This is a genomic window from Arthrobacter sp. D3-18, assembly GCF_054408525.1.
Genome location: NZ_CP096440.1, coordinates 2,722,241 through 2,737,387, shown reverse-complemented (window position 1 = coordinate 2,737,387; position 15,147 = coordinate 2,722,241). Strand labels below are relative to the sequence as shown.

Here is a 15,147-nt window from a genome sequence, read left to right as displayed (position 1 = left end):
CTGTCGTGGTGACTTCCAGCAATGATTCGTTCGTCCATCTGCACACCCACACCGAGTACTCCATGCTGGATGGAGCTGCCCGTCTCGGTGAGTTGTTCGATGAAACCGAACGTCTGGGGATGCCCGCCCTGGCCACAACGGACCACGGATATTTGTTCGGTGCTTTCGACTTCTGGCGCAAGGCCACGGACAAGGGCATCAAGCCGATCATCGGCGTCGAAGCCTATGTAACCCCTGGTACCGCCCGCGGGGACAAGGAGCGCGTGCGCTGGGGCGATGAAAGCCAGCGCAAGGACGATGTCTCAGGTGGTGGCTCGTATACCCACATGACGCTTTTGAGTTACAACAACGTGGGCATGAGGAACCTGTTCAGGGCTTCATCCATCGCGTCACTCGATTCTGTCTTTGGCAAATGGCCTCGGCTGGACCGTGAACTGCTCAACACCTATTCCGAAGGCTTGATCGCCACCACGGGTTGCCCTTCCGGGGAAGTCCAAACCAAGTTGCGGCTCGGTCTTTACCGTGAGGCTGTGGAAGCCGCAGCTGAGTTCCGCGATATTTTCGGAGCGGAGAACTACTTCTGTGAACTGATGGATCACGGGCTGGACATTGAACGGCGCGTCACGGGCGACCTCTTGCGCCTTGCCAAGGAGCTCAACCTCCCGCTGGTGGCCACCAATGACCTCCATTACACGCATGAACATGATGCCAAGGCCCACGAGGCCTTGTTGGCGATCCAATCCGGTTCCACGCTCCTGGAGCCGACGTATGACAACGGCGGTTCGCGCTTCGCGTTCTCCGGCAGTGGCTACTACCTGAAGTCGCCGCAGGAGATGCGGGAGCTGTTCCGGGATCACCCTGAAGCCTGCGACAACACGCTGCTCATCGCCGAGCGCTGCGAAGTTTCTTTCAACACCGGCGCCAACTACATGCCGCGCTTCCCTTGCCCTCCCGGGGAAGACGAGACCTCCTGGCTGGTCAAGGAAGTGGATACCGGCCTGAAGTACCGCTACCCCCAAGGCATTCCTGACAAGGTCCGGAAACAGGCGGACTACGAACTTGGCGTCATTACGTCCATGGGATTCCCCGGGTACTTCCTGGTGGTTGCCGACTTCATCAACTGGGCCAAGAACAACGGGATCCGCGTGGGTCCCGGCCGTGGATCCGGTGCAGGCTCCATGGTCGCGTACGCCATGCGCATCACCGACCTCGACCCCCTGCAGCACGGCCTGATCTTTGAACGCTTCCTCAACCCGGACCGCGTTTCCATGCCCGACTTCGACGTCGACTTCGATGATCGCCGCCGCTCCGAGGTGATTGACTACGTCACCAAGAAGTACGGTGACGAGCGTGTGGCCATGATCGTCACGTACGGCACCATCAAGACCAAGCAGGCGCTCAAGGACTCCTCGCGCGTGCTGGGCTACCCGTTCAGTATGGGTGAGACGCTAACCAAGGCACTTCCTCCTGCCGTCATGGCCAAGGACATTCCTTTGGCGGACATCCAGAACCCGGAATCCAAGCGCTACAGCGAAGCTGGGGATTTCCGCCAGCTGATCGCCACGGATCCGGAGGCCGCCAAGGTCTTCGAGACTGCCCTGGGCATCGAGGGACTGAAACGCCAGTGGGGTGTTCACGCCGCCGGTGTCATCATGTCCTCGGACCCCATCATCGATGTCATTCCCATCATGCGCCGTTTCCAGGACGGCCAGGTCATCACCCAGTTCGATTACCCGACGTCCGAAGGCCTCGGCCTGATCAAGATGGACTTCCTGGGTCTCCGAAACCTGACGATCATTTCGGATGCCTTGGAAAACATCAAGATGAACCGCGGCGTCGACCTGGATCTGGAAAACCTGGAACTCGACGACGCTGCGTCCTACGAGCTCCTGGCGCGCGGTGACACCTTGGGCGTGTTCCAGCTCGACGGCGGGCCCATGCGGTCCCTGCTCAAGCTCATGAAGCCTGACAACTTCGAAGACATCTCCGCTGTTCTTGCCCTGTACCGGCCTGGACCCATGGGCGCCAACGCCCACACCGACTACGCCCTGCGCAAAAACGGGATACAGGAAGTAATTCCCATCCACCCGGAGCTGGAAGAACCGCTCAAGGAGATCCTGGGCGGCACCTTTGGCCTGATCGTGTATCAAGAGCAGGTCATGGCCGTGGCCCAGAAGCTGGCCGGCTACTCGCTCGGCCAAGCCGATATCCTCCGCCGCGCCATGGGTAAGAAGAAGAAATCCGAGCTGGACAAGCAATTCGCCGGCTTCTCCCAAGGCATGCAGGACAACGGCTACTCCATGGCCGCTGTGAAGACGCTCTGGGACATTCTGCTCCCGTTCTCCGACTACGCCTTCAACAAGGCCCACTCGGCAGCCTATGGGGTCATCTCCTACTGGACGGCCTACTTGAAGGCGCACTACGCGCCGGAGTACATGGCCGCCCTGCTGACGTCCGTGGGTGATGACAAGGACAAGTCCGCCATCTACCTCAACGAGTGCCGTCGAATGGGCATTACGGTCCTCCCGCCGGACGTCAATGAATCCTCGCTGAACTTCACCCCGGTGGGAACGGACATCCGCTTCGGCATGGGCGCCATCCGCAATGTCGGCGTCAATGTGGTGGATGCAATGGTGGCCGCCCGCACTTCCGAGGGCAAGTACACGTCCTTCAAGGATTTCCTCCTCAAGGTGCCCGCCGTAGTGTGCAACAAGCGCACCATCGAATCGCTGATCAAAGCCGGAGCGTTCGATTCACTCGGTCACCATCGGCGTGCTTTGGCGATGATCCACGAAGAAGCCATCGACTCTGTGATCACGCTCAAGCGCAACGAGGCCATTGGCCAGTTCGATCTCTTCGCGGGCTTTGAAGACCAAGAGCCCGAGGCGTCGCTGACCACCGAAATCCCGGATCTGCCCGAGTGGGAGAAGAAGGACAAGCTGTCCTTCGAACGGGACATGTTGGGCCTTTACGTTTCAGACCATCCCTTGCAGGGGCTGGAGGGCGTCCTCAGCCAGCACGCGGAACAGTCCATTACGTCGATCATCGCCGAGGACGGACCGCACGACGGCGCGATAGTCACCATTGCGGGCATGATCACCTCGCTGAGCCGCAGGATTGCCAAGGCCAGCGGAAACGCCTATGCCCGAGCAGAAATCGAAGACCTCGGCGCTTCCATGGAGGTCATGTTCTTCGGCCAGGTATACGGTCCCATCGCGTCAGTCCTGGCTGAGGACTTGATCGTTGTGGTCAAGGGCCGCCTGCAGCGCCGCGATGACGGAGCGGTCACTTTGAACTGCATGGAGCTTTCCGTCCCGGACCTCAGCGAAAGCGTGAACGGTCCCGTGGTGATCACCATTCCTACGTTCAAGGCCACCGAGGCAGTAGTGACCGACCTGCGTGACGTGCTGCGAACCCACCGCGGAAATTCGGAAGTCCGGCTCAAGTTGATGGGCGACACCAAGGTGGAGGTCATGGGCTTGCCCGTCCATATGAGGGTCAACCCCAGTCCTTCGCTTTTTGGTGACTTGAAGGTCCTGCTGGGGCCTGCCTGCCTGGATAACTAGCAGGCTCGCCGCCGCTCGGTCAGATTTCGTAGTCGAGCGGCGCGGGCTTGCTGTAACCGCCGCTGTGGTACAGCAGGGGAGTGCCGTCCTCGCCCACTTGGCCATCTATGACCTCGACCACCACCACGGCGTTGTTCTCGAAAGACAGGCGCATCTGGATCCTACCCACGAGCCAACCACTGACATCCTTGAGAATAGGCACGTCATGGGGGCCTGGCTCCCAATGGTCGCCTTCGAATCGATCCCGTGTCCGTGCGAAGCGATTGGCGAGGGCTTGGTTTTCCAGCCCCAGCATATGGACTCCGATGTACTCCGCATTGGCCACTGCAGGCCAGGAACTGGAGCTCCTGGCCATGTTGAAGGTGAAGCGTGGCGGCTCTGCGGAAAGCGAGGCCACAGACGTGGCGGTGAAGCCGAAGGGGCTTCCGTTGAGGTTCGCAGTGATGATGGCGACTCCAGCGGCGTGCCGACGGAACATCTCCCTGAATGTCTGCTCGAAGCCGGATGGTTCGCTGGGCACGTCGGTTTTTCTCCTGAATCGGGGCCTTGGATCTCTCCTTCAGAGTATTCCTCCCGGACTGCGAGCCCCACATTTTTGTCGGGTCGGTGTGAACCTTTGTTAATGTGAGTTGCATGACCGATTCCACCGTGCACGACCCCGCCGTCGCAGAACAGTTACCTGCCTCCAAACGGCGCCGCTCCAAGGACGTCCTTTGGCTGGTCGTTCCGGCGGCTTTGGGTGTGGTGGCTGGAGTCATCTGGTGGCTCCTTGCTCCGGGCGGGCTGAACCTGGTCTCGGGCAACCCGGATCTGGCAGATGCGGCCAATCCTGATTCCTGGCTTCCCCGGGACTTGGTCCTCGCAGCCCTGATGCTCTTGGCAGGGTGCCTCACGGGCGTCATGTTGGACGGAAAGCTCAACGGTGATGGTGCCACGCGGCGTTTGGCCTTCGCTCTCCTTGGGGGTGCTTTGGGCGCGGTCTTCGCGTGGTTGGCTGGGCTGCTTGCCGCCCAGTTGCTGGGGCCTGCCCCGGACCCGGCTCTTGGCCCCGGGTTTGGCTTCACGCTGCGCTCCTACGCTGTGCTGGTCCTGTGGCCCGCTGCCATCGCATTTATCACGTTCGTCCTGGCACTGTTCGGGGTTCTGTCGAAGAAGCCCGTAAAATAGCCGGGTGACCACTTCCTCGGATACCTCCGCCCTCTCCACTGACGCCCTCAATTTCCGGAGCATCGATTTCCGGGGCCGCCGCCTTTCCTTGGCGGAGCTGCGCGCAGCTGTGCCAAGGGCGCAGCATCAGACGATGGCGGACGCCGAACAGAAGGTCCTGGACATCATTTCCGACGTCCGTAGCCGTGGCTTTGCCGCCTTGGGCGAACTGGCCAGGAAGTTCGACGGCGTGGAACAGTCCCACCCAAGGGTCCCGGCTGAGGCGCTCACCCAGGCATTGACCGAACTAGCCCCAAAGGTCCGTGCAGCCTTGGAGGAGTCCATCAACCGGGCCCGGCAGTTTGCGGACCAGCAGCGCCCCGGCAACGTTAATGTACAACTTGGCGACGGAGCCGTTGTCAGCCAAAATTGGATTCCTGTGGGGCGCGTTGGGCTTTACGTTCCCGGTGGACTCGCTCCCTTGGCGTCATCTGTCATCATGAACGTCGTTCCCGCCGTTGCGGCCGGCGTAGAGTCCATCGCGCTGGCTTCCCCGCCGCAGAAAGACTTTGGCGGTCTTCCGCACCCCACCATCCTGGCCGCGGCGAAGCTCCTGGGCATTGACGAGGTGTACGCCATCGGTGGCGCACAGGCCATTGTTTCCTTTGCCTACGGCATCCCGGGAACCGGTAATGAGCTGTCCATTGAGCCTGTTGACGTGGTCACGGGCCCGGGCAATATTTTTGTGGCCACAGCCAAGCGCCTGGTCAAGGGTGTGGTGGGCATTGACTCCGAGGCCGGAACTACGGAGATCGCCATCCTTGCCGACTCCACTGCGCAGGCCCCCTTGGTGGCCGCCGACCTCATAAGCCAGGCGGAGCACGATCCCAAAGCAGCCTCCGTCCTGGTGACTGACTCCGCGGAACTGGCTGACGCCGTCGTGCTTGAACTGGCGCAGCAGGCCGCCGCCACAAAGCACCGTGCCCGCGTCCTTGAGGCACTGTCCGGACCGCAGTCCGGTGTGGTGCTGGTGGATGATCTTGAGCAGGGGATCGCCGTCTGTAACGCCTATGCCGCTGAACACCTGGAAATCATGACGGCGGACGCTGCCACGGTTGCATCGCGGATTCGTAACGCGGGAGCCATTTTCGTGGGCGACTTCAGCCCGGTAAGTCTGGGAGACTACTGCGCTGGTTCCAACCACGTCCTGCCCACCAGCGGCACGGCCGCTTTCTCCTCCGGTCTCAACGTCACCACGTTCCTCCGCGCGGTCCAGGTCATCAACTATGACCGCTCTGCTTTGGAGCAAGTCAGCGAACACATCGTGAGCCTGTCGGGCGCAGAGGACCTTCCGGGTCACGGAGACGCTGTCCGAATTCGCTTCGCCTAAGGCCTCAACCACTACATATAAGGGTGGCCACCACTACATGTAGTAATTACACGCTTGTCATTACAGTGTGAGGGCCCGTAAACTGGTGCCGGAAGTGAATCTTCCGGCACCTTTGCGTATCCGGCGTCCTGCCGCATGCGATTCCGTGCCGGAGCCGTCAGGGGAGGCCCAGCGTGTATTGTCCGTTCTGCCGGAATCCCGACTCCCGCGTCGTTGACAGCCGAATGGCTGACGACGGCTCCTCCATCCGCCGTCGCCGCCAGTGCCCGGAATGTGGGCGTCGCTTCACCACAGTGGAAACCACCAGCTTGTCCGTGATCAAGAGGTCCGGCGTCGGCGAACCATTCAGCCGCATCAAGGTCATCAGCGGAGTACGCAAGGCATGCCAGGGACGTCCGGTCACGGAGGACGATCTTGCAATGCTCGCCCAGGAAGTCGAGGAGAATATTCGTTCCTCGGGCGCAGCGGAGATCGATGCGCATGAGGTGGGCCTGGCCATTCTGGGCCCGCTCAGGAAGCTTGATGAAGTGGCGTATCTTCGTTTTGCCAGCGTGTATCAGGCTTTTGAGTCCTTGGAGGACTTCGAGTCAGCCATCTCGCTGCTACGCCATGAGGCAGAAGCGGCCAAGGCGGGCGCCAAGAAAATCAAGGGTTCGGAAAAGAGCCAACTATAGCTCCGGTGGCGGCAGCGGAGGGGAAGCCGCAGCCGCCACCGGCATCAATCCTTACCGGATCAATTCTTACGGTAATCAGCGCCCTCCGGAGACGGGGAGTACTGCTCCGGTAATGTAGCTGGCCTCGTCCGACATCAGCCACATCACCGCTGCAGCCACTTCCTCCGGCTCCGCTCCGCGGCCCATGGGAATGGTTGGGTTCAGCTTCTCCACCCGGTCCGGCATTCCGGCCGCTGCGTGGAGGCCGGTATTGGTGCTACCCGGGGCTACGGCGTTGACCCGGATGCCCTGTTTGGCGACTTCTGCGGCAAGACCCACCGTCAACACATCCACTGCCCCCTTGGTGGCCGCGTAGTGGACCCAGGTTCCGGGAGAGCCTGCCTTGGTGGCTGTGGAGGAGATGTTGACGATGGAGCCGCCGCTGCCGCCGTTGTCGGTCGCGAGTCTCCGAACTGCTTCCTGGCACATGAAAACCATTCCGGCCACGTTGACATCAATAACCCGTTGGACCGTTTCCGCTGGTACTTCCACGAGCGTACCGATCAGGTTTCCCGTGATCGCGGCGTTGTTGATGACGGCGGTCAAAGGACCCCAAGCAGCGGCTTCGTCGAACAGACGTCCGACGTCGGCCGGTTGGCTGACATCGGCCTGTACGGCGCGTGCCTTGCCGCCTTGGGCGAGGATGTCTTTGACCACGATCCGTGCTCCTTCAGCGTCTGCCGAGTAATTGACCATCACGTGATACCCGGCAGCAGCCGCGGCCAGTGCCACGGCGGCTCCGATCCCTCGACTGGCACCGGTGACGATCGCGACTCCGCGTTCACCGCGCTGGTCGGCGGTTCCGGCCTGTGTCATGCCGCGGCTACTTCGCGAGCTTGTGGTGCAAGGCAACCTCGAGTGCCGCGCCCACAATGCCGGCGTCGTTCTTCAACTTTGCCGTGACGATTTTGGTCCGCAGCTCAAGGTGCGGGAAGTACTCGTCGGAGCGTTTGGAAATGCCGCCACCCACAATGAACAGCTCGGGGGAGAAAAGGAACTCCACGTGCTGGAGGTAGCGGTTCAGCAGGACCCCATACTCGTCCCAGCTCAGGCCGTCGCGTTCGCGGGCCACCGCGGATGCCTTGGTCTCGGCGTCGTGCCCGTCCACCTCAAGATGGCCGAGCTCGGCGTTGGGGACCAGCTGTCCGTTGAAGATGAACGCCGATCCGATGCCGGTACCCAAGGTGATCACCAGGACGGTGCCGTCCACGCCTTCGCCTGCGCCGTAGCGGGCTTCGGCGAGGCCGGCGGCGTCGGCATCATTGATGACCTCTACGGGACGGCCGAGGCGTTTGGTGAAGGTGGCATCGATGTTGGTGCCCAGCCAGGTCTTGTCCACATTGGCCGCTGAGTTGACCACACCGTGCTGGATGATGCCGGGGAATGTCACACCCACGGGGGAGTCCGCTGCCGGCGCGTCGGGACGGTTGGAAAGTTCCTCAACGATTTGGGCGACAACCTCAGCTACAGCCTCTGGCGTGGCCGGCTGCGGAGTGGGAACGCGGAAGCGGTCGCCAATCAACTTGCCCTTCTTCAGGTCGACGATGCCGCCCTTGATGCCGGTGCCACCGATGTCGATACCGATCAAAGGGGCGTTCTTGTGGGTCTTCTCATCCTTCTTGGACAATGCATTTCCGATCATGGCAGGAGGGGATGGGCATGGCGCAGCCGCCCGGGCTGCGTGGACCTTCCGGAGAGCTCAGGGAAGGGTAAGGATTTCCGCGCCGGTCTCGGTGACCAGCAGGGTGTGTTCGAATTGGGCCGTGCGTTTGTGGTCCTTGGTGACGACCGTCCAGTCGTCGGCCCACATATCCCATTCGATGGTGCCGAGGGTCAGCATGGGTTCGATGGTGAAGACCATGCCTGTCTCAATCACGGTGTTGTACGCCGGGGCTGCGTCGTAATGCGGAATGATGAGGCCGGTGTGAAAGGCCTCGCCCACGCCGTGGCCGGTGAAATCCCGAACGACGCCATAGCCGAAGCGTTTGGCGTAGGACTGGATGGCACGGCCGATTACGTTGATTTCGCGGCCAGGGGCCACGGCCTTGATGGCCCGGTTGAGCGACTCCTGCGTACGCTCAACCAGCAGACGGGATTCTTCGTCCACTTCGCCAACCAGGAAAGTGTAGTTGGTATCCCCATGCACGCCGTTGATGAAGGCAGTGATGTCGATGTTCAGGATGTCGCCATCCTGCACCACGGTTGAGTCCGGGATTCCGTGGCAAATGACTTCATTGAGGGAGGAACACAGGGACTTGGGAAAGCCCCGGTAGCCGAGGGTGGACGGGTACGCGTTGTGGTCCAGGAGGAACTCGTGCCCCACCTTGTCCAGATGGTCCGTGGTGACGCCCGGCTGGATATGCTTGCCGACCTCCACGATCGCTTGTGCAGCGATCTTTCCGGCAATCCGGATCTTCTCGATGGTCTCCGCTGACTTCACCTCGGAGCCCGTGAACTTGGCGGGTGCCTTCTTGCCTACATACTCCGGCCTGGGAATCGACGCCGGGACGGGTCGTTCAGGGGTGATGGTTCCCGGGGTGAGGGCGCCAATGGGTGCAGTCGAAGCAAGAGAAGGCATAGATTGATCATATAAGGCACACAAGAGACGTAAGTAACAAAGTGTGGCCGGGTTCCTGTGACCCCGCCAACGTTACGCGTCGAAGGGCCCGAAGACTGAGGAGGAGACGTGACGGAGTACTGGTACAACGTCAAGACGCACGAGATCGAAGAGGACGCCTTGTCCGATTGGACCCAGCTCATTGGCCCCTATAAGACCAGGGAAGAAGCCGAGCACGCCTTGGAAAAGGTGAAAGCACGCAATGACGCCTGGGATGCCCAGGACGACGATTAGCCAGGACGTTGCTTAGAAGGAGTGCTCCGGTCCGGGGAACTGACCGGACCGGACATCCTCCCCGTAAGCGGCGGCGGCATCACTCAGCGTGGTGCGAAGATCCGCATATTGCTTGACGAACTTGGCCATTTTGCCGCCACGCAATCCAGCCATGTCCTGCCACACAAGGACCTGTCCCGTGGTGCTCTTGCCAGCACCGATACCGACGGTCGGGACCCGCAATGCGGCGTCGACGGCGGCTGCGGTGTCCGCAGGAACCATCTCCATGAGGACACTGAAAGCGCCGGCGTCCTGCAGGGCAACGGCGTCCTCGATCAGGCGCTGGGCGTCGTCTCCCCGGCCTTGCACGCGGTAGCCGCCGAGGGAATGTTCGCTTTGCGGGGTGAATCCGATGTGGGCCATGACGGGGATGCCTGCCTGGACCATGGCTTTGACGGTGTCCGCGTAATAAGCGGTTCCTTCGATCTTGACGGCGTGCGCCAGCCCCTCCTTGAGGAATCGGACTCCGGTGGCCACTGCCTGACCAGGAGAAACTTCATAGCTCCCGAAAGGCAGGTCGGCCACGATCAGCGCCCGCTTGGCCGCCCTGCTGACTGCCCGCGTCAGGGGAAGGAGCTCATCCACGGTGACAGGGAGGCTCGTCTCGTTGCCGAACACGTTGTTGGAAGCGGAGTCACCCACCAGGAGGACTTCGATTCCCGCTTGGTCAAAGATCTCGGCGGTGTACTGCTCATATGCCGTCAGCATGGCGAAGTGCTCGCCGTTGTCCTTGGCCTGCTGCAGGTGGTGTATCCGGACCCGGCTGATGGGCTTCCTGCCTGCCGCCGATTGCGCTTGGGCCGCTGCTGCGGGGCCGCTGCCGTAAGGTGCGGGAACTTCGGCGGGCGTGGTGGACTCAGGGAGGTTGCTCGGGGCCATGGATAGAGCCTAAGCGGTGCCGACGGCGGCTGCCACCAGTGTGCCCGGCGTCACCTTATGTAAACGCTGTGTTACACGCAGCTACTGCTGCGGCATTAGCACGGAACTCTTAGTAGAGTGAAGGCTGAGCTGTCGTGGCTTCTATCCATTGAAACCAGCGGCATGGACACTGAATCGGAAAAGAGGCCCTATGGACCGCCAGCAAGAGTTCGTTCTGCGGACGATCGAAGAGCGTGACGTGCGCTTCGTACGCTTGTGGTTCACCGACGTCGTGGGTTCCCTCAAATCGGTAGCGCTTGCGCCTGCCGAAGTTGAGGGCGCCTTTGAAGAGGGCCTTGGCTTTGACGGTTCAGCCATTGAGGGCCTTGCCCGTGTTTTTGAGTCGGACATGCTCGCGCAGCCGGACCCCTCCACCTTCCAGATCCTGCCGTGGCGTGGAGAGACGGAACAGACGTCGCGCATGTTCTGTGACGTCCTCACTCCGGACGGTGAACCGTCTGCCGCGGACCCCCGCAACGTCCTCAAGAGGACCCTCGCGAAGGCCGCGGACATGGGCTTCACCTGCTACACCCATCCCGAGATCGAGTTCTACCTGTTGAAGTCGAAGGAACTGGGCCCGGACGGAGCTCCGGTTCCTGTGGACGAAGGCGGCTACTTTGACCACGTACCGGGCGGAGTAGCGCAGGACTTCCGCCGCACCGCCGTGACCATGCTCGAATCCGTCGGCATCTCGGTGGAGTTCAGCCATCACGAGGGCGGTCCGGGCCAAAACGAGATTGACCTCCGTTACGCCGATGCCCTCCAGACCGCGGATAACATCATGACGTTCCGCACGGTCATCAAGGAAGTCGCCCTCCAGCAAGGCACGTACGCGACGTTCATGCCCAAGCCGTTCACGGACCACCCCGGTTCGGGCATGCATACCCACTTCTCACTGTTCGAAGGCGATACCAACGCTTTCTTCGAAGCCGGAGCCGAATTCCAGCTATCCAAGACGGCGCGGCAGTTCATTGCCGGAATTCTCAAGCACGCTCCTGAGTTCACGGCCGTCACCAACCAGTTTGTCAACTCCTACAAGCGCCTCTGGGGCGGCGGCGAGGCCCCGAGCTACTTGAGCTGGGGCCACAATAACCGTTCAGCCTTGGTGCGTGTTCCGCTGTACAAGCCCGGCAAGGGCCAGTCGGCACGCATCGAGTACCGGGGCATCGACAGCGCAACCAACCCCTACCTGGCCTACGCCGTGCTGCTCGGTGCCGGCTTGAAGGGCATCGAGGAAGGCTACGAACTTCCGGCCGCCGCAGAAGACGACGTATGGTCGTTGACCACCGCGGAGCGCAGGGCCATGGGACATGCGCCGTTGCCGGCAAGCCTCCACGATGCCATCCGTGCCATGGAGGAGTCCGAGCTGGTGGCCCAGATCCTGGGGGAGCAGGTGTTCGAGCACTTCCTGCGCAACAAGCGTGCAGAGTGGCAGGACTACCGCCTCCAGGTCACCCCGTATGAGTTGCAGCGCAATCTCGGCATTCTCTAGGCCGGGCCAATGAGCCTTGCGCGTCGGCTCATCTCAGCCGGATTCAGTGATCTCGAAAAGGGCGAACGGTTCCTTGCTGCTCCGGAACTTGACGGGATCGACGAGGATGCCCTGTTCGCCGGGCTGTCCTTGTCGGCCAGCCCGGACACTGCTCTCCAGTCACTGGTCCGGCTTATTGAGAAGAACCCGGGGCTGAAGAAGCTGGCCGCGGCTGACCCGGACACCAGCGAGCCCATGTACCGGCTCCTTGGCGCCTCGGAGGCTTTGGGGGAGTTTCTCATGCGACGTCCGGAGCATCTGGATGTCTTCAACGTCCGAGTCAGTCCGGAGCCACTCCAAGCTTCCAACGAAGAGCTGCGGGCATTGCTGCTTCGCTCAGTGAAAGCCGAACCGGGTGCCCAGCGCCCGGTGGCCGGAATCACGGGCCTGCCGGCCTACGCGGCCTTGCGGAGCGCCTACCGTCGGGGTTTGACAGAGCTCGCCATCAAGGACATCTGCGCGGCATCACCAACAGACTTCATGCCTGCAGTCGGTGCCGAGCTGGCAGATCTCGCTGGTGCTGCCATCGAGGCCGCCCTGGCCGTCTCCCGCGCCGAAGCGGCAGCCCAGTTCGAAGCCACAGAGATCGCCGATATTGGGCTTGCCGTCATTGGTATGGGTAAGTGTGGCGCGCGGGAGCTGAACTACATTTCCGACGTCGATGTCATCTATGTCATCGAAGCAGGGGAATTGGACGACGCCCGCGCCTCCACCATCGGCACGGCTCTCGCCTCCGGCATTTCCAGGGCGATCTCTTCCTCCGCGCCCGAACCCGGGTTGTGGGAAGTTGATGCCAATCTCCGTCCCGAGGGTAAATCCGGCCCCCTGGTTCGTACCCTTCCCTCACATTTGAGCTATTACGCCCGGTGGGCCGAAAGCTGGGAATTCCAAGCACTGCTGAAGGCAAGGACCATTGCCGGCGACCGGGAACTTGGCCAGCGCTACGAGAAGGCCGTGGAGCCGCTCGTCTGGGCATCCGCGGGACGTGAGGGTTTCGTGGAGTCGGTCCAGGCCATGCGCCGCAGGGTGACCGACTATATCCCGGCCGCCGAGGAACAGCGCCAAATCAAGCTGGGGCGCGGTGGGCTCCGCGACGTTGAATTCACGGTGCAGTTGCTGCAACTGGTCCATGGAAAGTCCGACGAGTCACTCAGGTGTCGGGACACCACTTCTGCCATTGCAGCATTGTCTGCCGGCGGTTATATAGGCCGCACGGATGCAGCGGCTTTCGACAATGCCTACCGCTACCTGCGCTTGCTGGAACACAGAATTCAATTATTCCAGTTGCGCCGGACCCACCTCATGCCTGTGACTGAGGACGCCCAGCGCTTCCTTGCTAAAGCTGTCCTCGGTCCGTTCGCGCTGGAGCGACCACATCCTGACCAGCTGATGGCCACCTGGCAAAAGACCAAGAAAGCCGTCCGTGAACTGCACGAGCGGATCTTTTACCGGCCGCTGCTCAACACTGCAGCGAAGCTGAGCAGCGAAGACGCGAAGCTCAGCCCTGAGGCCGCCCAGGGGCGCCTCGCCGCACTTGGTTATCTTGATCCCCAAGGTGCCATGCGGCATATCGAAGCGCTCACCGCGGGTGTCAGCCGGCGAGCCGCACTGCAGAGGCAGCTCCTGCCGATCCTCTTGGGATGGCTCGCCGAGGGCGTGGATCCCGACGCCGGACTGCTGGCCTTTCGCAGGGTCAGCGAAGCCCTCGGAACCACCCACTGGTATTTGGGGCTACTCCGGGACTCCCAAGCGGCAGCCGAGCGACTTTGTCAGGTGCTGGCTAATTCCCGCCTGATTTCGGACTTGTTGGAAGTGTCTCCGGAGTCCGTTGCGTGGTTGGGCAGCGACAAGGAACTGACGCCTGTTCCCTTTGAAGCCCAGTGGCAGGAAATCCGGTCCAAGCTTTCCCGCCATGCAGATCCCGAGAGTGCCATGAGGCTGATCCGGCTGATCCGGCGTCGCGAGATCCTGCGCACCGCAATCGCCGATAGCGCCGGACTGCTGGACCAGGATGCCGTCGGATTGGCCTTGGCCGAGACGGACCGTGCAGCGGTTCTCGGGGCGCTGCACGTGGCGGAGTCCGTGGTTGCAGCGACGGGCCCCTTGAAAACCGATGTCCTGGTGGTGGCGATGGGACGGCAGGGTGGCCGCGAGATCGGCTACGGCTCGGACGCGGACGTCATCTACGTGCACCGTGCCCGTCCCGGGTTCACCGATGCTGAGGCCCAGGAGCAGGCGACGGCGATAGTCGCCAAGGTTTCCGGCTTCCTCACCCAGCCACTCAAGCCGGCGATCATGGCCGAACGAGTGCTCATGGTGGACGCCGACCTCCGGCCGGAGGGCAAAAACGGTGCCATGGTGCGGTCGTTGGAGTCATATGCGGAGTATTACCGACGATGGTCGCTGATTTGGGAGGCACAGGCGCTTCTGCGTGCCCGCCCGATGGCCGGCTCAGACGAGCTTGCTGCCGACTTTGTACGTCTCATTGACCCCATCCGGTACCCAAAGAAACTTGCGGAGCAGGATGTCCGGGAGATCCGCCGTGTTAAAGCCCGGGTGGAGTCGGAGCGCCTGCCTCGTGGCGCTGACCCTGCCCGGCACGTCAAGCTTGGCCGGGGCGGCTTGAGCGACGTTGAATGGTTGGTTCAGCTGCTTCAACTCCAGCACGCCGGACAGCATCCTGAGCTGCGGACAACGTCAACTCTGGACGCTTTGGCCGCTGCGGAGAAGTTGGAACTTATCGCCGAAGAGGACGCTGCCCTGCTGAGGGAGGCGTGGCGACTCGCCAGCCGCATCCGCTCCGCAAACGTCATCGTCACGGGACGTGCCTCGGATCTTCTTCCATCATCGAGGAAAGACCTTGAAGCTGTGGCACGCTGGTGTGGATATGAGCCCGGGAACGCGGGGCACTTCGAAGAGGACTACTTGCGGCTTAGTCGTCGTGCCAGGGGCGTTTTTGAGAACGAGTTCTACGGCAAGTGAGGCGTGGGAAA

Annotated in this window: 12 protein-coding genes; 7 read left to right on the top strand and 5 right to left on the bottom strand. The window is 61.8% G+C overall.

The genetic code is table 11. The features are described from left to right. Nucleotides 1–8 precede the first annotated feature (8 nt). Nucleotides 9–3,566 (top strand): DNA polymerase III subunit alpha, encoded by a 3,558-nt coding sequence (gene dnaE, locus M1D89_RS14780; protein WP_420180754.1) that lies wholly within the window; start codon nt 9–11, stop codon nt 3,564–3,566. A 19-nt stretch (nt 3,567–3,585) separates the two neighbouring features. On the opposite strand, the gene M1D89_RS14775 is transcribed toward dnaE, so the two are convergent. Further along, entirely contained in the window at nt 3,586–4,086 is a 501-nt protein-coding gene (locus M1D89_RS14775; protein WP_498644581.1) for a flavin reductase family protein, read from the bottom strand. A gap of 113 nt (nt 4,087–4,199) precedes the next feature. On the opposite strand from M1D89_RS14775, the gene M1D89_RS14770 reads away from it, so the two are divergent. The 3 genes from M1D89_RS14770 to nrdR all read left to right on the top strand — a co-directional run bounded on the left by M1D89_RS14770 (nt 4,200) and on the right by nrdR (nt 6,776). Then, nucleotides 4,200–4,733, top strand: coding sequence for a hypothetical protein (locus tag M1D89_RS14770; RefSeq protein ID WP_498644578.1), 534 nt, complete (start codon nt 4,200–4,202; stop codon nt 4,731–4,733). A gap of 4 nt (nt 4,734–4,737) precedes the next feature. After that, nucleotides 4,738–6,102 (top strand): histidinol dehydrogenase, encoded by a 1,365-nt coding sequence (hisD, locus tag M1D89_RS14765; RefSeq protein ID WP_498644576.1) that lies wholly within the window; start codon nt 4,738–4,740, stop codon nt 6,100–6,102. 173 nt (nt 6,103–6,275) lie between these two features. Further along, entirely contained in the window at nt 6,276–6,776 is a 501-nt protein-coding gene (gene nrdR, locus M1D89_RS14760) for a transcriptional regulator NrdR (RefSeq protein ID WP_498644574.1), read from the top strand. Between the two features lie 75 nt (nt 6,777–6,851). On the opposite strand, the gene M1D89_RS14755 is transcribed toward nrdR, so the two are convergent. The 3 genes from M1D89_RS14755 to map all read right to left on the bottom strand — a co-directional run bounded on the left by M1D89_RS14755 (nt 6,852) and on the right by map (nt 9,393). Further along, nucleotides 6,852–7,631, bottom strand: coding sequence for an SDR family oxidoreductase (locus tag M1D89_RS14755; RefSeq protein ID WP_498644572.1), 780 nt, complete (start codon nt 7,629–7,631; stop codon nt 6,852–6,854). Nucleotides 7,632–7,638: 7 nt separating this feature from the next. Beyond that, nucleotides 7,639–8,442, bottom strand: a complete 804-nt coding sequence (gene ppgK, locus M1D89_RS14750; protein ID WP_498650960.1) for a polyphosphate--glucose phosphotransferase — start codon at nt 8,440–8,442, stop codon at nt 7,639–7,641. A gap of 72 nt (nt 8,443–8,514) precedes the next feature. After that, complete coding sequence (gene map, locus M1D89_RS14745) at nt 8,515–9,393, bottom strand: type I methionyl aminopeptidase (protein ID WP_498644570.1); 879 nt, start codon at nt 9,391–9,393, stop codon at nt 8,515–8,517. Between the two features lie 108 nt (nt 9,394–9,501). Between map and M1D89_RS14740 the strand changes: the two genes are divergently transcribed. Next, nucleotides 9,502–9,666, top strand: a complete 165-nt coding sequence (locus M1D89_RS14740) for an SPOR domain-containing protein (protein WP_017200863.1) — start codon at nt 9,502–9,504, stop codon at nt 9,664–9,666. A gap of 12 nt (nt 9,667–9,678) precedes the next feature. On the opposite strand, the gene panB is transcribed toward M1D89_RS14740, so the two are convergent. Beyond that, on the bottom strand, nt 9,679–10,584 hold the full coding sequence (panB, locus tag M1D89_RS14735; protein WP_498644568.1) for a 3-methyl-2-oxobutanoate hydroxymethyltransferase: 906 nt from the start codon (nt 10,582–10,584) through the stop codon (nt 9,679–9,681). A 190-nt stretch (nt 10,585–10,774) separates the two neighbouring features. Here panB and glnA point away from each other — a divergent pair, with 190 nt between their 5' ends. Both glnA and M1D89_RS14725 read left to right on the top strand, forming a co-directional pair. Continuing rightward, the gene (glnA, locus tag M1D89_RS14730) at nt 10,775–12,115 is read left to right on the top strand and encodes a type I glutamate--ammonia ligase (protein ID WP_011774437.1); all 1,341 of its coding nucleotides are present in this window, start codon (nt 10,775–10,777) and stop codon (nt 12,113–12,115) included. A gap of 9 nt (nt 12,116–12,124) precedes the next feature. Continuing rightward, nucleotides 12,125–15,136, top strand: a complete 3,012-nt coding sequence (locus M1D89_RS14725) for a bifunctional [glutamine synthetase] adenylyltransferase/[glutamine synthetase]-adenylyl-L-tyrosine phosphorylase (RefSeq protein ID WP_498644565.1) — start codon at nt 12,125–12,127, stop codon at nt 15,134–15,136. Nucleotides 15,137–15,147 lie beyond the last annotated feature (11 nt).